Source organism: Blastococcus litoris (assembly GCF_003075095.1).
GTDB lineage: Bacteria > Actinomycetota > Actinomycetes > Mycobacteriales > Geodermatophilaceae > Blastococcus_B > Blastococcus_B litoris.
In genome coordinates this window covers 64,384-85,811 of record NZ_QCZF01000001.1, presented here as the reverse complement: position 1 = coordinate 85,811, position 21,428 = coordinate 64,384, and the positions used below count along the sequence as shown (strand labels likewise).

The 21,428-nt window shown below is 75.7% G+C and carries 17 protein-coding genes; 10 read left to right on the top strand and 7 right to left on the bottom strand.

Going from position 1 to position 21,428, the window contains the following annotated elements:
- The first annotated feature begins 25 nt into the window (after positions 1-25).
- From DCS98_RS00405 to yczE, 3 genes are all read left to right on the top strand, one after another.
- Positions 26-2,707: a diguanylate cyclase domain-containing protein gene (locus DCS98_RS00405; protein ID WP_241036966.1), complete on the top strand. Its 2,682-nt coding sequence runs from the start codon at positions 26-28 to the stop codon at positions 2,705-2,707.
- Positions 2,708-2,754: 47 nt separating this feature from the next.
- Positions 2,755-3,927 (top strand): nickel pincer cofactor biosynthesis protein LarC, encoded by a 1,173-nt coding sequence (larC, locus tag DCS98_RS00400; protein ID WP_116449395.1) that lies wholly within the window; start codon positions 2,755-2,757, stop codon positions 3,925-3,927.
- Positions 3,928-3,991: 64 nt separating this feature from the next.
- Positions 3,992-4,648: a membrane protein YczE gene (yczE, locus tag DCS98_RS00395; protein ID WP_206340032.1), complete on the top strand. Its 657-nt coding sequence runs from the start codon at positions 3,992-3,994 to the stop codon at positions 4,646-4,648.
- On the opposite strand, the gene DCS98_RS00390 is transcribed toward yczE, so the two are convergent.
- A complete protein-coding gene (locus tag DCS98_RS00390; protein ID WP_116449394.1) occupies positions 4,593-5,066 on the bottom strand; it encodes a VOC family protein in 474 nt (157 codons plus the stop codon). The two genes, yczE and DCS98_RS00390, sit on opposite strands and share 56 nt — an antisense overlap.
- A gap of 27 nt (positions 5,067-5,093) precedes the next feature.
- Here DCS98_RS00390 and DCS98_RS00385 point away from each other — a divergent pair, with 27 nt between their 5' ends.
- Positions 5,094-5,972, top strand: a complete 879-nt coding sequence (locus tag DCS98_RS00385) for a helix-turn-helix transcriptional regulator (RefSeq protein ID WP_206340031.1) — start codon at positions 5,094-5,096, stop codon at positions 5,970-5,972.
- On the opposite strand, the gene DCS98_RS00380 is transcribed toward DCS98_RS00385, so the two are convergent.
- Complete coding sequence (locus tag DCS98_RS00380) at positions 5,881-7,038, bottom strand: MFS transporter (protein WP_116449393.1); 1,158 nt, start codon at positions 7,036-7,038, stop codon at positions 5,881-5,883. The two genes, DCS98_RS00385 and DCS98_RS00380, sit on opposite strands and share 92 nt — an antisense overlap.
- Before the next feature lie 305 nt (positions 7,039-7,343).
- On the opposite strand from DCS98_RS00380, the gene DCS98_RS00375 reads away from it, so the two are divergent.
- Entirely contained in the window at positions 7,344-7,937 is a 594-nt protein-coding gene (locus DCS98_RS00375; protein ID WP_206340030.1) for a TMEM165/GDT1 family protein, read from the top strand.
- 69 nt (positions 7,938-8,006) lie between these two features.
- Complete coding sequence (locus DCS98_RS00370; RefSeq protein WP_116449392.1) at positions 8,007-8,759, top strand: MerR family transcriptional regulator; 753 nt, start codon at positions 8,007-8,009, stop codon at positions 8,757-8,759.
- Positions 8,760-8,815: 56 nt separating this feature from the next.
- On the opposite strand, the gene DCS98_RS00365 is transcribed toward DCS98_RS00370, so the two are convergent.
- The 3 genes from DCS98_RS00365 to DCS98_RS00355 form a co-directional block, all read right to left on the bottom strand.
- Complete coding sequence (locus tag DCS98_RS00365) at positions 8,816-9,433, bottom strand: TMEM175 family protein (protein ID WP_116449391.1); 618 nt, start codon at positions 9,431-9,433, stop codon at positions 8,816-8,818.
- A 44-nt stretch (positions 9,434-9,477) separates the two neighbouring features.
- On the bottom strand, positions 9,478-10,272 hold the full coding sequence (locus DCS98_RS00360) for a methyltransferase domain-containing protein (protein WP_116449390.1): 795 nt from the start codon (positions 10,270-10,272) through the stop codon (positions 9,478-9,480).
- A gap of 71 nt (positions 10,273-10,343) precedes the next feature.
- Positions 10,344-11,864, bottom strand: coding sequence for a glycerol-3-phosphate dehydrogenase/oxidase (locus DCS98_RS00355; protein ID WP_116449389.1), 1,521 nt, complete (start codon positions 11,862-11,864; stop codon positions 10,344-10,346).
- A 35-nt stretch (positions 11,865-11,899) separates the two neighbouring features.
- Here DCS98_RS00355 and DCS98_RS00350 point away from each other — a divergent pair, with 35 nt between their 5' ends.
- Positions 11,900-13,561 carry an FAD-binding oxidoreductase gene (locus tag DCS98_RS00350; RefSeq protein WP_116449388.1) on the top strand — a complete coding sequence of 554 codons (1,662 nt, stop codon included), beginning with the start codon at positions 11,900-11,902 and terminating at the stop codon, positions 13,559-13,561.
- Positions 13,562-13,626: 65 nt separating this feature from the next.
- On the opposite strand, the gene DCS98_RS00345 is transcribed toward DCS98_RS00350, so the two are convergent.
- Positions 13,627-15,069, bottom strand: coding sequence for an FAD-binding oxidoreductase (locus tag DCS98_RS00345; protein WP_206340029.1), 1,443 nt, complete (start codon positions 15,067-15,069; stop codon positions 13,627-13,629).
- Positions 15,070-15,272: 203 nt separating this feature from the next.
- On the opposite strand from DCS98_RS00345, the gene DCS98_RS00340 reads away from it, so the two are divergent.
- On the top strand, positions 15,273-18,629 hold the full coding sequence (locus DCS98_RS00340) for an ATP-binding protein (protein WP_164704304.1): 3,357 nt from the start codon (positions 15,273-15,275) through the stop codon (positions 18,627-18,629).
- A gap of 79 nt (positions 18,630-18,708) precedes the next feature.
- Here DCS98_RS00340 and DCS98_RS00335 read toward each other — a convergent pair whose 3' ends face one another.
- Positions 18,709-19,479 carry a glucose 1-dehydrogenase gene (locus DCS98_RS00335; protein ID WP_116449386.1) on the bottom strand — a complete coding sequence of 257 codons (771 nt, stop codon included), beginning with the start codon at positions 19,477-19,479 and terminating at the stop codon, positions 18,709-18,711.
- Between the two features lie 144 nt (positions 19,480-19,623).
- Between DCS98_RS00335 and DCS98_RS00330 the strand changes: the two genes are divergently transcribed.
- Complete coding sequence (locus DCS98_RS00330; RefSeq protein ID WP_206340028.1) at positions 19,624-20,076, top strand: DUF7144 family membrane protein; 453 nt, start codon at positions 19,624-19,626, stop codon at positions 20,074-20,076.
- A gap of 49 nt (positions 20,077-20,125) precedes the next feature.
- A complete protein-coding gene (locus DCS98_RS00325) occupies positions 20,126-21,361 on the top strand; it encodes an arginine deiminase (protein WP_116449385.1) in 1,236 nt (411 codons plus the stop codon).
- Positions 21,362-21,428: the final 67 nt, after the last annotated feature.

The window sequence follows — 21,428 nt, the reverse complement described above, 5'->3', positions numbered from 1 at the left end:
GCCGCCCGGAGCCCTGCATCATCGGGTGACCGCTGCGCTCGCGAACTGGCAGCTGGACGACGCCGAGGAGCTCCTCGCCGACGTCGACCAGGAGTCCTCGCCCTACGTCGCCGCGGAGCCGCCCGTGGACGCCCCCGTCTCGCTGGGCAAGGCGTGGGCCGACACGCTGCGCGCGGAGCTGCTCGTCCGCCGGCTGCGCGTCGCCGGGTTCACGCTCGTCGGCGACCCGGTCACCGCCGACGCCGCCGAGGGCGAGGCCCTCGACCTGCACGCCGGCGTCGAGAAGCTCATCGACGGCGACGGCGACGGCGACCCCCGCGCGGAGTCGGCCACCCGCGCCGCGCTCGCCATCGCGCTGGTCCGGTCGGCGAAGGCCGCCTTCGACGCCGCGGACGACGAGCTGCAGCGCGCCGCCGGCCTGGCCCGCCACGCGCGGATCGAGCTGCTGTCGCGCCGGATCGACGCGGCCATGGACGAGGCGGTCGAGGCGGCCAGCCTGCTCGACCCGGTCCTGCCGCCCAGCGCCCTGCTCGTCGACACCCTCGGCACGCTCGCCGGCGTGCTGGCCGACCTCGAGCTCATGCCGCTGGCGCTGGACTACCAGCGCCGGGCGCACGAGGCGGCGATCACCGCAGCCGCCGACCCGGGCGGGCTCGGGCCGGAGGACGGCGACCCCGACGTCCTCGTCGCCACCACCGCCACCTGCCTCGGCGAGCTCTGCGCGGAGCTGGGCGAGGGCCTGCTGGACGACGGCGTCCCCGAGTCGGCCACCCCGCACTTCGGCGAGGCGCGGCAGCTGGCCGAGAAGGCGCTCGAGCTCCTCCCGCCCGACCACCCGGGCGTCGTCACCGCCCAGGTCGTGCACGGCTGGGCCCTGGTGGGCCTCGGCGAGCACGCCGCCGCCGTGGGTCCGCTGCGCGCCGCCGTCCGGATCACCTCCGCGACCGCCGACCGCGCGCAGCTCGCCTCGGCGCAGCTGGCGCTGGGCCGTGCCCTGCGCCGCCAGGGCGACGTGGGGGAAGCCGACGAGCACCTCGTCTCGGCGCTCACCCTCGCCACCGAGCACGGCCTGCCCCGGCTGCGCCGCGCCGCCCTCCGCGAGCTGTGCACGCTGCACGCCGAGCTGGACGACGCCGGCCGGGCACTGCCCTACCTGCAGGCCTACCTCTCCGACGAGCTGGACCGCGTCGACGAGCGCCGCACCCGCTGGGTCGAGCTGTTCGGGCGGCGCAAGAGCCTGCTGGAGACCGAGCGCGCCGCCGGCCAGCTGCGCCGCCAGGCCTACGAGGACCCGCTCACCCACCTGCCGAACCGCCGGTACGCCGAGGCCCGGCTCGACGGGCTGCTCACGACGGGCGGTGCGCCCGCGCTCGCCGTCGTCGACGTGGACCGGTTCAAGGGCATCAACGACGCGTTCGGCCATCCGGCCGGCGACGCGGCGCTCCGCACCGTCGCCGAGCTGCTGGTCGCCGGTGTCCGCGACACCGACGAGGTCTGCCGCTGGGCCGGGGACGAGTTCGTCATCCTGCTGCCCGAGACGACCGCCGAGCAGGGCGAGCGCGCGCTGGAGCGGATCCGCCGGTCGGTCGCGACCTACGACTGGTCGTCGCTGGGCATCGACATCCCGGTGACGATCAGCGTCGGCATCGCCTCCGCCGCCCGCGGCGACGACCGGCGGACGCTGTTCGCCGCCGCCGACGGCGTGCTCTACGACGCCAAGCGCAGCGGCCGCGACCGCGTCGTCCGGCTCTCCGGCGTCACCCAGACGCGGGCGCCCGGCGGCGCCCCTTTGGACGCGCTGTTCGGGCCGCCGCCGTCGGCCCCCGCGGAGGACACGGTGCCCGCCGAGGCCCCGGGGGAGGAGGTCCCGGAGGAGGAGGCCGTGGCGGTCGCCGTCGCGGACGAGCAGCCCGCCCCGCTGGACCCCCGCCCCGTCGCCGACGAGATCACCGCCTTCGCCCCCGTCCTGCTGGACCCGCCCCTCGGGCGGGCCACCGTCGACGAGCCGCTGCTCGCGCCCGAGCCCAAGCCCGCGCCGGCGCCCGCGCCGGTCGAGGTCGTGGCGGCCGAGGCCCCGGTCCGGCCCGCCGCCGAGCCAGAGGTGGTCTGGGCCACCGGCCGCACCACCGACCAGGTCCTGGCACTGGTCCGCGAGGCCCGCCGCGAGCACCCGGACCGGCCGGCGCTGGTGCTGCGGGCGCCTGCGGAGACGCTGGTCGCGCTCGCCTCCGAGCACGACGCGTACACGACGATGGATGCGGCCTCGATGGCGGCGGTGGTCGGCCCGCTGCCGGAGCCCGTCGGCCGGGTGCACGTGCTGTGCGCCGGCGGCGCCGACCTCCCGGTCGCCGCCGAGGCGGCGTTCGTCGCCCGCGTCAGCGGTACCGAGGCGGTCCGGGTGGACGACCTCGCGGGCAGCCGCATCCGGTCGCTGCTGGCCGACGGCTCGCTGGTCGCGGACGTCGACTGCCTGGTCGTCGTCGCCGGGATGGACGCCTCGCTGGCGGCCACCGTCGGCGCCGTGTCCGACGTCCCCGTGATCGCGGTGCCGACGTCGGCCGGCGCCCCCACCGCCTTCGCCGGCCTCGGGGCGCTGATGACCATGCTGAGCTCGGCGGCCCCGGGCGTCGCCGTGACCAACATCGACAACGGGTACTCCGCGGGCGTCTTCGCGGCCCGGGTCGCCCGCCGCGCCGCCCGCGCCTGATCCGCCGAGCTTTCGGTACAGGAAGCTGGTTGGGCCATGATCACCGCATGATCGGGTGGCTGGACCTCTCCGCCGGCGCGTCCGGGGACATGCTCCTGGGCGCCCTCGTCGACGCCGGGGTGCCGCTCGAGGTGCTCACCACCGCGGTCGCCGCGCTGCCGGTCGAGCAGATCCGGCTGGTGACCGAGCAGACGACCCGGCACGGGCTGGGCGCCACCCGCGTGCACGTCCACGCGCCGCAGTCGCACGAGCACCGCAGCTGGGCCGACGTCCGCGGCCTGCTCGCCGACGCCGACCTGCCCGCCGCCGTCCGCGACGGCGCGCTCGCGGTGTTCGAGCGGCTGGCCGTCGCCGAGGGGCGGGTGCACCGGGTCGCGGCCGACGACGTGCACTTCCACGAGGTGGGGGCCCTGGACGCGCTCGCGGACGTCGTGGGCGTGGTCGCCGGGTTCGAGCACCTGGGGCTGACCCGCCTCGCTGCCTCCCCCGTCGCCCTCGGCAGCGGCTCGGCGCGCGGCGCGCACGGCGTCGTCCCCGTCCCCGGCCCGGCGGTCCTCGAGCTGCTCGCCGGCATCCCGGTGGTCGCCGGGCCGGTGCCCGCCGAGATGTGCACGCCCACCGGTGCTGCGCTGGTCGCCGCCCGCGTCTCCGAGTGGACGGCGCTGCCGCCGATGCGGGTCGCGCGCGTCGGCGTGGGCGCGGGTGGGCGCGACCCCGCCGAGCTGCCCAACGTCGTCCGGCTCGTCCTGGGCGAACCGGCCGAGCCGGAGCCGGCCGGGCCGGTGGTCCTCGAGACCAACGTCGACGACCTCGATCCCCGCCTGTGGCCGGGCGTCCTCGACGCCCTGTTCGCGGCGGGCGCCTCCGACGCCTGGCTGACCCCGATCCTGATGAAGAAGGGCCGCGCCGCCCACACGCTCTCGGCGCTGTGCCGGCCCGAGGCCGTGGCCGACGTCCGGGCGGCGGTGTTCCGGACGACGACCAGCATCGGCCTGCGGGTGGTCCCCGTCGGCAAGGTCGCCCTGGAACGCGTGCACACCTCCGTGCAGGTGCTCGGCGGCACCGTCGGCACCAAGGTCGCCGTCCACGACGGCCGGGTGGTCAACGTGAGCGTCGAGTACGAGGACGTCGCCGCCCTGGCCCGGGAACTCGGCCTGCCGGTCAAGGAGGTCCTGCGGGCGGCGACCGCGGCGGCGGAGGCAGCCCACCCGGCCGGCTGACCGTCCAGGCCACTTCTGCGATTGGCCCGCAGGCACCAGGCCATCCGTGGGTCAGGCTGGGGTGGTGCTGCAGGCCACCTCTTCCCTGACGGGCCGCCGGCTCCCCCGCCGGCTCGTCCAGCTGTACGCGGGACTGGCGCTCTACGGCGTCTCGATGGCCCTGATCGTCCGCTCGGCGCTGGGCAACATGCCCTGGGACGTGCTGCACCAGGGCCTGGCCGACCGGCTGGGCTGGTCGATCGGGACCGTGACCATCGCCGTCGGGGCGCTGGTGCTCCTGGCCTGGATCCCGTTGCGCCAGCGGCCGGGGCTGGGCACCGTCAGCAACGTCGTCGTCCTCGGGCTGGCGATGGACGCCACCCTGGCCCTCGTCGCGGCACCGGGGTCCCTGCCCGTCCGGATCGCGTTCCTGACCGGCGGCGTCCTGCTCAACGCCGTCGCGACCGCTGCCTACATCGGCGTGCGGTTCGGGCCCGGGCCCCGCGACGGCCTGATGACCGGCCTGGTCCGGCGCACCGGCGGGTCCGTGCGGCTGGTCCGGACCTCCATCGAGGTCGCCGTCGTCGCCGTCGGCTGGCTGCTCGGCGGCACCCTCGGGCTCGGCACCGTGCTGTACGCCGTCGCCATCGGACCGCTGGTGCAGCCGCTGCTCCCGCGGTTGACCGTCAGCCCTGCTGCGCACCCCACTCCGCCAGCCGCCGCTCGGCCTCCTCGGGGCTGACGTCCTCCACCTTGGTCATGACCGCCCAGCGGTGGCCGAACGGGTCGTAGATCGAGGCGAACCTGTCACCGGTGACGAACGTGTCGGGCTTCTCCCGCACGGTCGCCCCGTGCTCGACGGCCTTCGCGAAGACGGCGTCGACGTCGGCGACGTAGATGCAGGTGGAGCCGCTGACCGCGTCGCTCGACCGGTCGGGGACGACGAGGCCGAACTGCTCGTTCGGGTCCGACAGCTGCAGCCGGCCCAGGCCGAGGTCGAGCTCGGCGTGCATGACCGTGTCGCCGGGGCCGTCCATGCGGCTGACCAGCGTGGCGCCGAACACCTCCTCGTAGAAGCGGATGGCCTCGCTCGCCGGGGAGCAGACCAGGAACGGGGTCAGGGTCGTGTAGCCCTCGGGCCTGCCATTCGTGATCGTCATGTCCCCCATGCTGCCTAGGCTGCGGTCGTGGCGTCTTGGAAGAACGCGACAACCCTCGACCGGGCCGCGACCCTGCGCGGGGTCCTCCGGCCGGCCGAGACCGCCGAGCACGCCGACCTGCGCCGCGACGCCCCGGTCAGCGAGGGGCTGCGGCCGTTCGTCGAGCGGTACTGGTCGGTGCGGTGGGACCTCACGGGCAGACCCCCGTTCCGCTCCGAGGTGCTCAGCCACCCGAGCGTGAACGTGTCCGTCGAGTCGGGCACCGAGCCCCGGTTCGGCTTCGCGATGCCCGAGGCGCTCCTGCACGGCGTCGTCACCCGGCGCTTCAGCGTCGACCTCACCGGCGCCGGCCGGGTGACCGCCGCGAAGTTCCGGCCGGGCGGGTTCACCGCCCTCACCGGCGCCCGGGTCGGGCGCAACACCGTCGAGCCGCTGGGCGACCGGCTGGGCGTCCCCGCCGCCCGGCTCCTGTCCGACGTCCTGCGCTTCGAGGACGACGACGAGCGCACCGCCGCCCTGGACGCCGCGCTGGCGCCGCTGGCGACCGAGCCGCCGGGCGCCTACCTCGACCTGCTGGGCCTGATCGGCGCGATGATCTCCGACCGCGATCTGGTGCGGGTCGACCAGGTGGCGGCGCTGGGTGGCCTGAGCGTGCGGTCGGTGCAGCGGCTGTTCGCCGCGTACGTCGGCGTCACCCCCAAGGCGGCGCTGGCCCGCTACCGGCTGCAGGACGCCGCCGCCGCGATCGACGCCGGCGAGGTCGACGACCTGGCGGGGCTGGCGGCGTCGCTGGGCTGGTTCGACCAGGCCCACTTCAGCCGCGACTTCCGCTCCGTCGTCGGCGTTCCCCCGTCGGCGTACCTGCTGCGGGCGCGGTCGGCTCCCGGGTCCGCAGGCCCGCCCTGACCACCGGGACGACGGCGAGGACCAGCGCGGCCACCGCGAACGGCCCGCCGAGCGCCCAGGCGGCGAAGACCAGCAGCGAGGCCAGCTCGATGCCCAGGCCCGCCACCGACGTGATCGTCGCGCGGTGCCTGCTCGCGATGCCGTCCTGCAGCCGGGCCTCGGCGACGACCAGGACGGCGAGGTAGAGGGCGTAGAACACCGCGACGGCCGCCAGCGCGGCGGGCCGGGCCCACAGCGCGGCCCCCGCGAGGAACGCGGCCGCGACGACGAGCAGCGCCAGGAGCGTGCCCCCGCGCAGCCGGCCGGCCCGTCCGCCGAGGGCAGCACCCGCCGCACCGGCCAGCGCGACCACGAGCACCGCGACGGGCACCGCCGTCGTCGGCACCCCCCAGTCGCCGGCCAGGACGGGGAAGTACTCCTCGATCGCGTCCAGCCCGCCGATCAGCGCGACCGCCAGCACCAGCACGCGCAGGGACGGCGAGCGCAGCGACTCGAGCACGCCCTGCCGGAGCGGCTCCTCCTCGTCGTCGTCCTCCGTGCGCGGCGCCTCGGGGAACCGGAGGGCCAGCGCCGCGGCGGCCAGGCAGGCGACGACGCTGGCCCAGCCGACCAGCTCGTAGCCGCCCACCGCGAACAGCGCGCCGGCGGCGAACGCCGTGGGGATCTGCACGAGGAGCTCGGCGGAGGTCATCCAGCCGTTGACCCGCACGTAACCGTCGCCGGCGCCCACGGCGACCAGGCCGTCGTAGACCAGCGCCTCGCTCGCGCCGGACACCAGCGCGCCCGACAGACCCCAGATCACGAAGCCGACGGCGAAGGCCCAGGTCTGCGGTGCGGCCGTCCACACCGCGAAGCCGGCCGCCTGCAGGACGCCGGCGAGGACGACGACCCCGCGCCGGGACCACCGATCGGCGAGCACACCGGCGGGCACCTCGGCGACGAAGGAGGTGAGGGACCAGACGGCGAACAGCATCGAGATCTGCGCGCCGGACAGGCCGGTGTCGAGGAACAGCAGCGCGTAGAGCGGGTACAGCGGCACCAGCTCGGACAGCGCGGCCCATCCCACCGCCAGGCGGGCGAGCGGCCGGGCGGCGGGCGGGAGTGCGTTCGGGGACGGGCGTCAACGGAACGGCATGTGCGGAGGCTAACGCCGGCTCGATGACTGCGCAGCCGATGTCGCCCGCTACTCTCGTCGCCGAAGGGGAGTAGCCCCCCGTCCGCTGGTCGACATGCTGGCGCGCCCTCCGGGGCCGCCCGGTCAGCGGGTCCACGCCTCGCGTGGATGGGCGAGACCTTCGACCAGCAGCCTGCGCTGCCCGGTCGGAGGCTGCCTGCACTCCGCCCGGCGGCGCCCAGCGGAGGAGACGTCTCGTGGTCCTGTCGGTCATCGCGACCGCGTTCATCCTGGTGCTCCCGGTGGAGCTCCCGGACAAGACGCTGTTCGCCAGCCTCGTGCTCGCCACCCGCTTCCCACCGCTGCCGGTGTTCGTCGGCGTCGGGGCGGCGTTCGGCCTGCAGGTGGCGATCGCGGTCACCGCCGGCTCGCTGCTCTCGCTCCTGCCGGACGCGCTGGTCAGCGGCATCGTCGCGGTGCTCTTCCTGGTCGGCGCGATCGTCCTGTGGCGCAGCGCGACCAGCGGCGCCGAGGACGAGGACCTCGACGAGACGAAGCAGGGGACGTCGTTCTTCCGGGTCGCCGCCATCTCCTTCGGCGTCCTGTTCGCCGCCGAGTGGGGCGACCTCTCGCAGCTGGCCACCGCGGGCCTGGCCGCGCGCCTGGACGAGCCGCTGTCGGTGTTCATCGGCGCCTGGGCCGCCCTGCTCGTCGTCTCCGCGCTGGCGGTGTTCCTCGGCAAGAAGCTGGCCGACCGGCTGCCGATCGCGCTCATCCGGCGGGTGGCGGCCGGCCTCTTCCTCGTGTTCGCGGTCGTCGCGGCGATCGAGACGGTCCGCGCGCTCGCCTGAGAAAGCCCTTGACCCTGACGCTGCGTCAGGCTGTTCCCTTCTCCTCGTCAACAGGAAGGAGGGACCGCGATGAACGTGGGTGAGGTCGCCGCACTGGCCGGCGTCACGGTGCGCACGCTGCACCACTACGACCGGATCGGGCTGCTGTCGCCGTCCGGCCGGACGTCGTCGGGCTACCGGCAGTACGCGCCGGCCGATCTGGACCGGCTGCACCAGGTGCTGCTCTACCGCGAGCTCGGGTTCCCCCTCGAGGAGGTCGCGACCCTGCTCGACGACCCGGCCGCCGATCCCGAGGCGCACCTGCGCCGGCAGCACCGGCTGCTGCGGGACCGGCTGGACCGGACGTCGGCCATGGTCGCGGCCGTCGAGAAGGAGATGGAGGCACGGTCGATGGGGATCGCACTGACCCCGGAGGAGCGGTTCGAGGTGTTCGGCGAGCACGACCCGGCGCAGTACGACGCGGAGGTCGAGGAGCGCTGGGGGGACACCGACGCCTACGCGGAGTCGAAGCGGAAGACCGCGGCGTACTCCAAGGAGGACTGGGTCCGGATCAAGGCCGAGCAGGAGGAGATCGGCACCCGCTTCGTCCGCGCGATGCAGTCCGGGGCGGCAGCCGAGTCCGCCGAGGCGATGGACGTGGCCGAGGCGCACCGGCAGTCGATCAGCCGGTGGTTCTACGCGTGCTCGCCCGAGATGCACGCCGGTCTCGGCCGGATGTACGTCGAGGACGAGCGGTTCACCGCCACCTACGAGGCCATGGCACCCGGGCTCGCGCAGTACGTGAGCACCGCCGTCCAGGCCAACGCCGCCCGGCAGGGCTGATCAGGGTGCGCTGGTGCGCGGTTCCAGGGCCCGGAACCGCGCATCGGCGCCCACCCTCAGGCGACCGCGCGACGGCGCCGGGACAGCAGCCGGACGACCAGCGGGGAGATGACGAGCAGCAGCAGCGACCACATGCCGACGGCCGGGAGGACCAGCGCGATGACGAGCGCGACCAGCATCGTCCCGGCGGTGACCAGGCCAGGTACGAGGTCGTCGCGCACGGCCGCGCCGGGGACGCGGAGCTCCGGCGACCGCGCGATGACGGCGTCCATGGCGATCCCGGCGAGCGTCGTGACCGCGAGCGTCCCGATGTAGACGACCGGCGCCCAGACGTCGTCGGTCTCGACCACGCCGATGAGCTCGGTCGGGTACGGCAGGAAGACGATGCCGATCAGCCACACCAGGTTGAGCCAGAACAGCGTGCCGGTCATCTCGCGGACGCCGTTGAACACCGAGTGGTGGATCAGCCAGAACCGGCCGACGACGACGAAGCTCAGGACGAACGCGGCGAACTGCTGGCCGGCCGCGCCGAGCATCTCCGCCACGGTCGCGCCGGGCATCGAGTCGATCTGGTCGACCAGCGGCAGCACCAGCAGCGTGGCCGCGATCGCGACGACCGCGTCGCTCAGGTTGACCAGCCGCGTCACGTCCCGGCTCGGGGCCTCACCTTCCATGCGCCGCGAGCGTAGGGGCCGTCGTGGCCACTGTGCCCCTCCGGTCAGACCCGGATGAGGAGTTCGCCGTGCAGCATGCCGAGCCAGCCGTCGTCGTCCTCGGACCAGCGCCGCCAGGCCGCGGCGATCTCGTCCAGCTCCTCCTGGGTCGCGAGGCCGTAGCGGAGCGCCTGCTCGGCGAACGCCGACGACGTCGCCCGGCCGGCCCACGACCGCCCCCACCACTGCCGCTCCTCCGGCGAGGCGTAGCAGTAGGTGGTGGCCGACGCCGTGACGTCGCGGAGCCCGGCGGCGTGCGCCCACGACAGCAGCCGCCGGCCGGCGTCGGGTTCGGCGCCGTTGGCCCGTGCGACCCGGTGGTAGAGGTCCAGCCACACGTCGAGACCCGGGTCCGCCGGGAAGGTGACGAACGCGCCGTAGTCGACGTCGCGCACCGCGACGACGCCGCCGGGGCGGCACACGCGCGCCATCTCGCGCAGCGCGGCCACCGGGTCCGTGAGGTGCTGCAGCACCTGGTGGGCGTGCACGACGTCGAAGCTGTCGTCCTCCGCCGCGAGCGCGTAGACGTCCCCGACCTCGAAGGTGACCGCCACACCGGCGCGCTCCGCCGCGGCCCGCGCCTCCGCCAGCGGGTCGGCCGAGACGTCGATGCCGAGGACGCGACCGGGAGCGACGCGCTCGGCGAGGTCGACGGTGATCGTGCCGGGTCCGCAGCCGACGTCCAGCAGGTCGAGGCCCGGCCGGAGAGCCGGGGCCAGGTAGGCGGCGGAGTTCTCCACCGTGCGCCAGCGGTGCGACTGCAGGACGGAGTCGGCGTGCCCGTGCGTGTACGTGTCCACGGGGCAGTCCTACTCCGCCGTCCCAGCCAGCGGAACCTTCTTCCCATACAGCGGGACGACGCCGCGGTGGGTCAGAGCTCGGCCGCGAGCACGTCCTCCGCCGCAGCGACGGCGCGCTCGCGATCGGCCGGCACCAGCCCGATCCGCGTGCGCCGGTCCAGCAGGTCGGCCACCGTCCTGGCCCCCTCGTACCGGACGGCGAAGCGCAACTCCCCCACGGTCTCCGGCCGGCCGGCCACCACGGCGGCCGGGCCCAGTGCCTCGACCGCCGGCGCCTCGGTCCCGTACCGCGCCACCAGGCGCTGCGGCGCGGCCACCCGCTCCAGCGCGGGCCGCGGCGCCGCGCCGAGCAGCGGCAACCGGGCGGTCGGCGACCGCACTGCGCCCCGGCCGAGGCGCTCCACCACCGCGTCGACCGCGTCCTCCGCCATCGCCCGGTAGGTGGTGAGCTTGCCGCCCACCACCGAGAGGACCGTTCCGTCCCACTGCAGCAGGTGCTTGCGGGAGAGGTCGGCGGTCGCGTCCCCCGGTCCGGCACCCGCGGACGCGGGCAGCACGAGCGGGCGCAGCCCGGCGTAGGCGCCCACGAGGTCCGCGCGGGTGAGCGGCTGCGCCAGCACCTGGTTCACCGTCCCCAGCAGCTGCGCCACCTCGGCGTCGCTCGGCACCGGGTCGTCGTCGGGCACCGGACCCTCGACCGGCTCGTCGGTGAGCCCCAGGTAGACCAGCCCGTCGGCCTGCGGCAGCGCGAAGACGTATCGGGAGCGGGACCCGGGCAGCGGCACGGTGAGCGCCGCCGACGGCGAGCCGAGCACCGACCCCGGGACGACGAGGTGCGACCCGCGCGAGGGCACCAGCCGGATCGACGGCGACAGCCGCTGCGCCCAGACCCCGGCCGCGTTCACGACGACGCCGGCCCGCAGCGACAGAGGCGAACCGTCGACGGCCACGTGCACCTCGCCGCCGTCCACGCCGGTGACCTCGGCGCCGGTCAGCACCCGCGCCCCGTAGGCCGCGGCGGTGCGGGCCAGCGCCACGACCAGCCGGGCGTCGTCCACGAGCTGCCCGTCCCAGAAGACGACGCCGCCGCGACCGGACCGCACCCCCGGCACCAGGCGGGACACCTCGTCCGGCGACACCCGCCGCGTCGACGGCAGCGAGCCGCGACCACCGGGGACCGACCGCCGGATGAGGTCCGCCGCCCGGCCCCCGGCCTCGGCGAGGGCGGTCACGTCGCGGCCGGCGGCGTCCGGGACCAGGAAGGGCAGCCGGCGCACCAGGTGCGGCGCGGTCGAGCCCATCAGGACCGCGCGCTCGCGGGCGCTCTCCCGCGCCAGCCCGATCTCCCCGTGCGCCAGGTAGCGCAGCCCGCCGTGCACCAGCTTCGACGACCAGCGGCTCGTGCCCGCGGCCAGGTCGGCGCGCTCCAGCAGGACGACGGACAGCCCGCGGCTCGCGGCGTCCAGGGCCACGCCGGCACCTGTCACCCCGGCACCCACGACGACGACGTCGACAGCGCTGCCGTCGAGCCCGTCGAGTTCCTGCGCCCGCCGGGCCGGGGAGAGCGTCCCGGGCAGCGAGGCGGTCACCATGATCGCTCCGGATGCGGCACCGGCAGACTGTAGCCGTGGCAACGCAGCCGGAACTGACGATCCAGGGCTGGGGTCCGGCCGACCCCGCGCCGTCCAGCGGGACCGACGGCGGCCTCGACGGCACGCTGCCGAAGGCCGCCCGCCGCTACCTGAGCCGCGAGCTGGGCTGGTCCCCGCGGCCCACCCGGCCGGTCGCCGTCGACGACATCCAGCTGGCACCGAGCCGGCTGCCCGACGAGGCACGCACCCGCCTGGTCGGGCTGCTGGGCGAGGACAACGTCCGCACCGACCGCGAGTCCCGCCTGCGCCGGGCCGGGGGCAAGAGCTACCTCGACCTGCTGCGCCGCCGCGAGGGCGACGCCTCCGACGCCCCGGACGCCGTCGTCCTGCCCGGCACCACCGAGGAGACGGCCGCGCTGCTCGCCGCGTGCAGCGAGCTCGGCATCGTCGTCGTCCCCTTCGGCGGCGGGACGAGCGTCGTCGGCGGGCTGGCCGGCGTCGACCCCGACGACCGGCCGTCGATCGCGGTCGACCTGGGGCGGATGGCGTCGGTGCAGTCCCTCGACGTGCCGTCGTCGCTGGTGACCGTCGGCCCGGGCATGCGCGGACCGACGCTGGAGCAGGCCCTCGACGAGAAGGGGCTCACCTTCGGCCACCTGCCGCAGAGCTGGGAGTTCGCCACGCTCGGCGGGTACGCCGCCACCCGGTCGGCCGGCCAGAACAGCACCGGCGTGGGCCGCTTCGACGAGCTGGTCGCCGGGCTGACGCTGGCCACGCCGTCCGGCGTCCTGGAGCTGGGCCACCCGCCGGCCACGGCGGCCGGTCCCGATCTGCTCGGCCTGGCGCTGGGCTCGGAGGGGACGCTGGGGATCATCACCGAGCTCACGCTGCGGGTCCGGCCCAAGCCGGCCACCGGGACCTACGAGGGCTGGTCGTTCCGGTCGTGGGCGGCCGGGCTGGCGGCGCTGCAGCAGCTCGCGCGGCACGACCTGCTGCCCGACATCGTCCGGTTGTCGGACGCCGACGAGACCCGCGCCAACCTGCTCATGGCGTCCGGCACCGGAGCGAAGCTGCTGCGCGGCAGCCTCAGGGCGCGCGGCCACGCCGACGGCTGCCTGCTCCTGCTGGGGTGGGAGGGCCTGCCGGCGATGGTCCGCGCCCGGGAGAAGGCCGCCGCCTCGCTGCTGCGCGACGGCGGCGCGATCCGGCTGGGCACGAAGGTCGCCCAGTCGTGGAAGAAGAACCGGTTCCACGCTCCCTACCTGCGCGACCGGCTCCTGGACGGCGGCCTGCTGGTCGAGACCCTCGAGACCGCGGCCACCTGGAGCGCGCTGCCCACCGTCTACGACGCCGTGCGCCGGGCGCTGCGCGACTCGCTGACCCGCGAGGGACGACGTCCGCTGATCATGAGCCACGTGTCGCACGGCTACCCGACCGGCGCCTCGCTGTACGTGACGGTGCTGGCCGACCGCGACGACGCGCTGCCCATCCAGCAGTGGCTCACCGGCAAGCGCGCCGCGACCGACGCGCTGCTGGGGGCGGGCGGGACGCTCACCCACCACCACGCGGTCGGGGCCGACCACCGCCCCTGGATGGAGCGCGAGGTCGGCCCGCTCGGCGTCGAGGTGCTGCGCGCGGTCAAGGAGCGGCTGGACCCCAACGGCATCTGCAACCCGGGCGTCCTGCTCCCGGAGTGACGCGTCGGCGCCGCGGACCTGGGTCAGGGGTCCGCGGCGCCGCAGGGTGTCTCCGGAGGCGGTGCTCAGATCGCGTAGCCGAAGGAGAAGACGCCGGCCGGGTCGAGCTGGGCCTTGATCGCGCGCAGCCGCTCGATGGTCTCCGGCAGGTAGGCGGCCGCCACCTCCTCGGGGCCGGTCACCTCGCCCAGGAAGTTGACCATCGTCTCCGGCGCCCGCCACGGGGCCAGCGCACCGAGGACGCCCTTGCCGATCATCGGCACGACGTGCGCGAGCTCCGGGATGGCCGGGCCGACCACCTCGACGGCGAACGCGCCGCTGCGCCCCGCCACCGCGTTCGGGACCTTGGGCGGCCGGGCGAGCGCCCCGCCCATGAGCCGGATCTCGGCCATGATGATCGGGATCTCGACCTGCGGCCCGGCGGCGGCGAGCAGGGCGTCGACGGCCTCCGCGGGCAGCTCCCCGAGCAGCAGGCCCTTCTCCCAGGCCGGCATGGGGTCGACCGGGTCCATGTGGATGGAGTCCATCTCGTCGGTCCGGATCGGCCCGACGTAGCCCATGACGATGGTGCCCGCGATCTTCATCGGGGAGAGCAGCTTCTCGGCCTCGGCGTGGTCGGTGCCCGAGTAGGCGTAGCGGAGGTGGACGACGGTCTGCCCGCGCAGCGGCGGGGGCAGCTCCTCCAGCGGGGGCATCCGCATGATGGCGATCGACGTCCCGACCTCCTCGGGCAGCGTCGGCGCCCACTGGCGGAAGCGGTGCAGCAGCGCCGGGGCGTCGTCGGCGGTGAAGAAGATCCCGCCGGCGTAGAGGGAGCCGACCGGCACGAGGTCGATCTCGATCGCGGTGACGATGCCGAAGTTGCCCTTCCCGCCGCGGACGGCCCAGAAGAGCTCGGGCTCGCTGTCGGCGGAGGCGCGGCGCAGCCGGCCGTCGGCGGTGACGATCTCGACCGCCTGCACGTGGTCGGCGGCGAAGCCGAACCGGCGGCCGAGCGAGCCCATCCCGCCCCCCAGGGTGTAGCCGACGACGCCGACGTCGGAGGTCGAGCCGCACAGGCCGGTGAGGCCGTGGTCGGCGGCGGCCTCGAGGACCTTCTTCCACTTCACGCCGGCCTCGACCCGCGCCACCCGCCGGTCGGGGTCGATGCTCGTGCCCTGCATCCGCCGGGTGGTGATCATCAGCGAGCCGGCGGCGTTGCTGACCGGCCCGTGGCCGGTGGCCTGGACGGCGACGCGCAGGTCGTGCGCGACGGCCCAGGAGACGGCGGCGGCGACGTCCTCGGCGCAGGTGGCGCCGACGGCGACGGCCGGGGTGTGCTGGATCGCCACGTTCCAGGTGGCGACCTCGGCGGCCATGCCGTCGTCGCCCGCGGTGTACACGGGGCCGTGGACCTGGCTGCGCAGCTCGTCGACCGCGCCGGCCGGGAACGACGGGACGAGGGTGTCGAGCACCGCGTCGCTCATGACGGCGGACGGCAACGGCTCGGGCTTCTCGGTGAGACTCATCAGGGAGGGCTTTCCTCTTCGCGGCCGCGGCGGTGGCCGCGGATCGGGGGGCTCGACGGTGGTGACCGCGCGGCCCGTTCGGACGTCGGAAGAGTCGCGAGGGCCGCTTGGCGGATACTTGTGCCGCACTTGGACCGCTCTCGGGCCCGATCCGCACCGAAAGGGGTGCCGCCGACGCCGGAGCGCTGGAAGCATCCCGCCCCGTGCGTTTCCGAGTCCTCGGCCCGCTCGAGGTCACGGGTCCCGACGGCAACCCGCTCGACGTCGGTGGGGCCAAGCCCCGGGCACTGCTGACGCTCCTGCTCGCCGAGCCCGGCCGCGTGGTCGGCATCGACCGCATCGTCGCGACGCTGTGGGGGGACGACCCGCCGCCGACCGTGACCGGCACGCTGCAGGCCTACGTCTCCCACCTCCGGCGCGTGCTCGAGCCCAGCCGCGGGCCGCGCGAGGCGCCCACGGTGCTGCTGACCCGCCCGCCGGGGTATCTGCTCCGGGCCGAGTCCGCCGACCTGGACCTGCTGCGCTTCCCGGAGCTGGTGGAGGCCGGTGACCGCGCGGTCGGGGCCGGGGACGCTGCCGCCGGCATCGCGCTCCTCGACGAGGCGCTCGCCCTCTGGCGGGGTGAGCCGCTGGCCGAGCTCGGTGACTCCCCGGCGGCCGGCACCGACCGGCTGCGGCTGACGGAGCTGCACGTCCGCGCGCGCGAGCGCCGGTGCGACGCCCTGCTGGCCGCCGGCCGGGCGGAGGCCGCGGTCACCGACCTGCAGCGCCTGGTCGCCGAGCACCCCCTGCGCGAGCGGCTGTGGGCCCGGCTGGTCACCGCTCTGTACGCCGCCGACCGGCAGGCCGAGGCCCTCGACGCCCTCCGCCGCTGCGCGGAGCTGCTGCGCGAGGAGCTCGGCATCGACCCCGGCCCGGAACTGCGGGACCTCGAGCGGGCCGTGCTCACCCAGGACCCGCGGCTGCTGGAGCGGCTGCCCCGCCCCGTGCTGCCCGCGAGCAAGCCCCCCACCCCGGCCCTCGCGCCGGTCGACGAGCTGCTGGTCGGGCGCGCCGCCGAGCTGTCCCAGCTGCAGGCCGTGGCCGAGCAGGTGGGGTCCGGCCGGGCGGCCGTCGTCGTCCTGGAGGGCGAGGCCGGGATCGGCAAGACCCGGCTGGCCGAGGCCGCCGCGGAGGCCGGCCGGGCGGCGGGCTGGTCGGTGGCGTGGAGCCGGTGCGCCGACGACGCCGGCGCCCCTGCGCTCTGGCCGTGGACGCAGGTGCTCGAGCAGCTCGGCCAGGACGAGCTCACCCTCCGCCCCGACTCGGCCGACGACGACGCCGACGCGGCCCGGTTCCGGCTGTTCCAGGACCTGCGCAGCCGGCTGACGGCCGCGGCCGGCGACGCGCCCGTGCTCGTGGTGCTCGACGACCTGCAGGGTGCCGACACCACCTCGGTCCAGCTGCTCGGCCTGCTCGCGCGGCACCTGCCCCGCGCGCCGGTGCTGCTGGTCGTCACCGCGCGCACCGTGGGCGAGCAGCTGCCGGAGGCGGTCACCGACTGCCTGGCGCGCCTGGCCCGCGAGCCGTCGGCCACCTGCCTGCGGCTGCCCGGGCTGGACGCCGACGAGGTCGCGGCGCTGCTGGCCGCCCAGCTCGGCTCCCCCGGCGACCGCTCGCTGGCGACCGCCGTCCACGACCGGACCGGCGGCAACCCGTTCTTCGTCGTCGAGCTGTCCCGCTGGATGGTCGGCGCCCACGACCTGCACCTCGACCACGTGCCGGTGCCGCCGTCCGTCGGCGAGGTGCTGCGCACCCGGGTGAGCCGCCTGCCCGCAGGGACCCGCGAGGTGCTCGAGCTGTGCGCGGTGGCCGGCCGGGAGGTGACGCTGGACCTGCTCGAGGCGGCGCGGCTGCCCGCCGAGGCGGCCCTCGGCGCGCTCGACTCGGCGGTCGCCGTCGGCCTGGTGGTCGAGGGCTCCCGGCCCTGGAGCTGGCGCTTCACGCACGCGCTGATCCAGGAGGTGCTGGTCGGCGACCTGCCCGCGCTCCGCCGGGCCCGCCTGCACGCCCGGCTGGGCGAGGCCCTGGAGCGCCGGATCGCCACGACCACGGACGACGTCCTGGTGGAGCGGCTGGCCCACCACTTCGTCGAGGCGCTGCCGGTCACCGGACCGGCGCCCGCACGCATGTACTCGACCGCGGCTGCCCGCGCCGCACGGGCCCGGCTGGCGCACGGTGAGGCGGCGGTGCACACCCGTCGCGCGCTGGACCTGGTCGACCCGGCCGAGCCGGACGCCGCCCGAGCCCGGCACGACCTGCTCACCGCGCTGGGCAACGACCTGCTGCGCAGCGGCTCGCGGACCGAGGCCCGCGAGGTGGTCGCCCAGGCGATCACCGTCGCGCGCCAGCTCGGCGACCGCGCCTGCCTGGCGCAGGCGGCGGCCGTGTGGGGCAGCGTCACCGTCTGGAACTGGCGCCCGCACGGCGTGGTGGACGACGACATGGTCGCCCTCCTCGAGGACCTGCTCGCCGACGACGCCGACGACCGCACGACCGTCCAGCTGCTGGGCACGCTCGGCGTGGAGCTGGCGTTCAGCACCGACGACCGCGGGGTCCGCGCGGCCCGGCGGGCCGTCGAGACCGCGCGCCGCATCGGCGATCCGGAGCTGCTCGGGCGCGCGCTGAACAACTTCTGCCTCGCCGTCTGGGGCCGCCCCGGCGCCGCCGAGCTGCGGCTGGCCGCGGCCGACGAGTCGCTGGCCATGGTCGGCTCCGGGCTGCCGCGCTGGACGGAGTTCGTGGCGCGGCTGCACCGGGCCGCGATCCGGCTGCACATGACCGACCTGGCCGGCTTCGAGGCCGACCACGCCGAGGCGCGGCGGCTGGCGGTCTCGCTGAGCGGTCCCGAGATCCGGCCGCACGTCCTCTGGCAGGCGGGCGGGCTGGCCTGGCTGCGGGGGAACGCGGAGCGCGCGGAGGAGCTCACCACCGAGGCCTACGAGCTCTACCGCCGGGTCACCCCGCACGCGCGGCACGCCTACGCCGCCCACCAGTTCACCCTCCGGCGGGCGGACGGGCGGCTGGCCGACGCCATCCCCCTGCTGGTCGAGACCGGGGACGAGGGCAGCCCGCTGCTGCAGGAGATGGCGGTGCTGGCGGCGGCCGAGTCCGGCGACGTCGGGGAGGCACGGCGGTTGCGGGCCCGCTGGGGGCGCACGCTGATCCGCGACTGGGCCAGCGACGTCGCCGTCCTCCTGCAGGCGGAGTCGGCGCTGTGGCTGGGCGACGAGCCGGAGTGGGCGTCGGCGGTGCAGGCGCTGCTCCCCTACCGGGGGCGTCAGGCGGTGCTCGGGACGCCGTCGCTCACCCTCGGCGCCTACGACGAGCTGCTCGGGCGGATCGCCGAACGCCGTGGCGACCTGGGGGCCGCGCGGCAGTGGTGGCGCGGGGCGCGCGAGCAGGGCGTGCTGGTCGGGTCCCCCCACCAGGTGGCGCTGGCCGACGCGCACCTGGCCCGGGTCGCCGAGGTGGCACCACGTCAGCGCACCGTCGGGCCGGCGCTGCGTGCGCCGTCCTAGCTCACCGTGCCGTGACCTGGCTCAGGGTCGAGCGTGAGCCAGGACCCGGGATGATCAGGTCTCCTGATCATCCCGGGGCTCAGCGGGTGGTGGCGATCCCGCCGTCCACCGGGATGACGGCACCGGTCACGTAGGAACCGGCCCGGCTGGCCAGGTAGACGACGACACCGGCCATGTCGTCGGGGCGGCCGATCCGGCCCAGCGGGGCGCGGGCGGCGATCTCCGCGCCGAAGGCGTCCAGCGTGGCGGCCATCATCTTCGACTCGAAGGGCCCGGGGGCGACGGCGTTGACGGTGATCCGGCGTGGCCCCAGCTCCTTGGCCAGCACCCGCGTCAGGTGGTGCAGCGCCGCCTTGCTCGACGAGTACGAGTACGTGTGCATCGGCGGGACGTGCAGGCCGTCGATGCTGCCGACGTTCACCACGCGCGCGGGGTCGTCGTCGTCGGCCGCCTCCTCGAGCAGGGGCAGGAACGCGCGGGTGAGGAAGAACGGGCTCTTCAGGTTGAGGTCGACGACCTTGTCCCACGCCGAGGAGGGGAACTCCTCCAGGGACGGCGCGCCCCACGTGGCGCCGGCGTTGTTGACCAGGACGTGCACCGCGTCCTCCCGCTCGCCGACCGCCTGGGCGAGCCGGACGCACTCCTCCTCGCGGGAGAGGTCGGCGGGGATCGACCGGACCGTCCCGAACGCCCCGAGCTCGGCGACGGCGGCGTCGCCGGCCTCGGCCTTGCGGGAGCTGATGTAGACGCGGGCACCGGCCTGCAGCAGACCGCGGGCCATCATCAGGCCGATCCCGCGGGTGCCCCCGGTGACGACTGCCACCTTGCCGGTCAGGTCGAACAGGTCCACGCGGTACCTCCGGTCGGGCGGGCCGGCCGCACTGCCGACCTCTCCCGCACCCTAGCCAGCCCGCTCGCAGCTCACCTGCTCCGGACGATGCGGCGGACCGGCCGGGCGCAGCAGCATGCCGTGCACGGTCGGGAGGAGAAGACGATGACCCAGCAGTCGAACTGGCAGGCGGAGGCCGGCATCGGGCCGCGGCGCTCGGTCGGGCAGGGACCCACGGGCTGGATGGCGTGGATCTCCTTCGCCGGCGTGGTGCTGATCGTCGTGGGGCTGCTGCAGGCCATGCAGGGTCTGGCCGCCCTCCTGGACGAGGGCTTCTACGTCGTGGGCCGCCGCGGGCTCGTGGTCGAGGTCGACTACACCGTGTGGGGGTGGACCCACCTGATCCTCGGGATCGTCGCCATCCTCACGGCCGCCGGGCTGCTGGCGGGCAACACCGTCGCCCGTGTGGTCGGGGTGGTGCTGGCCGTGCTGAGCGCGATCGTGAACCTCGCGTTCCTGCCCGCCTATCCCTGGTGGTCGACGATCGTCATCGCGTTCGACGTCCTGGTCATCTACGCCCTCACCGTGCACGGCGAGGAGATGCGGCACAGCCGCTGACCCGGCGGGTGGCGGGCCGCCGATCCCGCCGCTGTGCGAACCTCTGCGCATGATCGACGACGGCGACGCCGTGCCGGCCATGGGCGCCACCAGCGAGGTCGGCCGGCTGGGCACCGTGCTGCTGCACCGCCCCGGGGCCGAGCTGCGGCGGCTGACGCCGCGCAACAACGACGAGCTCCTGTTCGACGGCGTCCCGTGGGTCGACCGCGCGCAGGAGGAGCACGACGCCTTCGCCCAGGCGCTGCGCGACCGCGGGGTCGAGGTGCTGCACCTCGACCGGCTGCTGGCCGAGGTGCTGTCGTTCCCCTCGGCCCGCGCCGAGCTCATCGCCGCGGCGGTGGACGACCCGCGGCTGGGCGCCACCCTCCAGCGGGCCACGACCACGCACCTGTCCGGGCTCGACCCGGAGGACCTCGCCGGCGCGCTCATCGCGGGGCTGGCCCACGACGAGCTGCGCGGCGGCAAGGGCCTGGCCTTCGAGGTCATGGACCGCGGCGACTTCGTCGTGCCCCCGCTGCCCAACCTGCTGTTCACCCGCGACTCGTCGGTGTGGGTGGGCGACGAGGTCGCGGTGACGTCGCTGGCCATGCCCGCGCGTCACCGGGAGAGCACGATCACCGCCGCCGTCTACGCCCACCACCCGCGCTTCGCCGGGGTGGAGCAGCTCTACGGGGCGCACCTCGAGCACCTGGAGGGCGGTGACGTGCTGCTGCTCTCGCCGGGCGTCGTGGCCGTCGGCGTCGGGGAGCGGACGACGCCCGGTGGTGCCGAGCGGCTGGCCCGGCGGCTCTTCGCCCGCCGGCTGGCGCACACGGTGCTCGTCGTCCCGATCGCCCAGCAGCGGGCCACCATGCACCTGGACACCATCGCGACCATGGTCGACGTCGACGCGATGGTCATGTACCCGGCGGTCGCCGACTCGCTGGTCGCCTGGACGGTCACCGCTCCCGACGGGGTCGCCGACGACGCCGACACCGCCGAGCTGGCGGTCGCCGGACCGCAGCCGTTCCTCACCGCGGCGGCCGCCGCCATGGGCATCGACCGGCTGCGGGTCATCGACACCGGGCTGGACCCGGTCACCGCCGAGCGCGAGCAGTGGGACGACGGCAACAACACCCTGGCGCTCGCGCCGCGGCTGGCCGTGGCCTACGAGCGGAACACCGTCACGAACGCCGCGCTGGAGGCCGCCGGCATCGAGGTCGTGCGGATCGCGGGCTCGGAGCTGGGGAGCGGCCGGGGCGGGCCGCGCTGCATGTCGTGCCCGGTGGCGCGCGCGTCGCTCTGAGCGCGAAGCGCTACTGCGCGTCGCGGCGCGCTGACGCGTGACGGAACGGTCCTCGCGGTACCGGGAA

Excerpts from the sequence above, each read along its gene's own strand:
- DCS98_RS00355 (WP_116449389.1), bottom strand. The coding sequence starts at position 11,864 with ATGGTGACCGCCTCGCTGCCCGGGACGCTCTCCCCGGCCCGGCGGGCG.
- DCS98_RS00370 (WP_116449392.1), top strand. The coding sequence starts at position 8,007 with ATGAACGTGGGTGAGGTCGCCGCACTGGCCGGCGTCACGGTGCGCACG.
- DCS98_RS00345 (WP_206340029.1), bottom strand. The coding sequence starts at position 15,069 with ATGAGTCTCACCGAGAAGCCCGAGCCGTTGCCGTCCGCCGTCATGAGC.
- larC (WP_116449395.1), top strand. The coding sequence starts at position 2,755 with ATGATCGGGTGGCTGGACCTCTCCGCCGGCGCGTCCGGGGACATGCTC.
- DCS98_RS00365 (WP_116449391.1), bottom strand. The coding sequence starts at position 9,433 with ATGGAAGGTGAGGCCCCGAGCCGGGACGTGACGCGGCTGGTCAACCTG.
- DCS98_RS00330 (WP_206340028.1), top strand. The coding sequence starts at position 19,624 with ATGACCCAGCAGTCGAACTGGCAGGCGGAGGCCGGCATCGGGCCGCGG.
- DCS98_RS00390 (WP_116449394.1), bottom strand. The coding sequence starts at position 5,066 with ATGACGATCACGAATGGCAGGCCCGAGGGCTACACGACCCTGACCCCG.
- DCS98_RS00325 (WP_116449385.1), top strand. The coding sequence starts at position 20,126 with ATGATCGACGACGGCGACGCCGTGCCGGCCATGGGCGCCACCAGCGAG.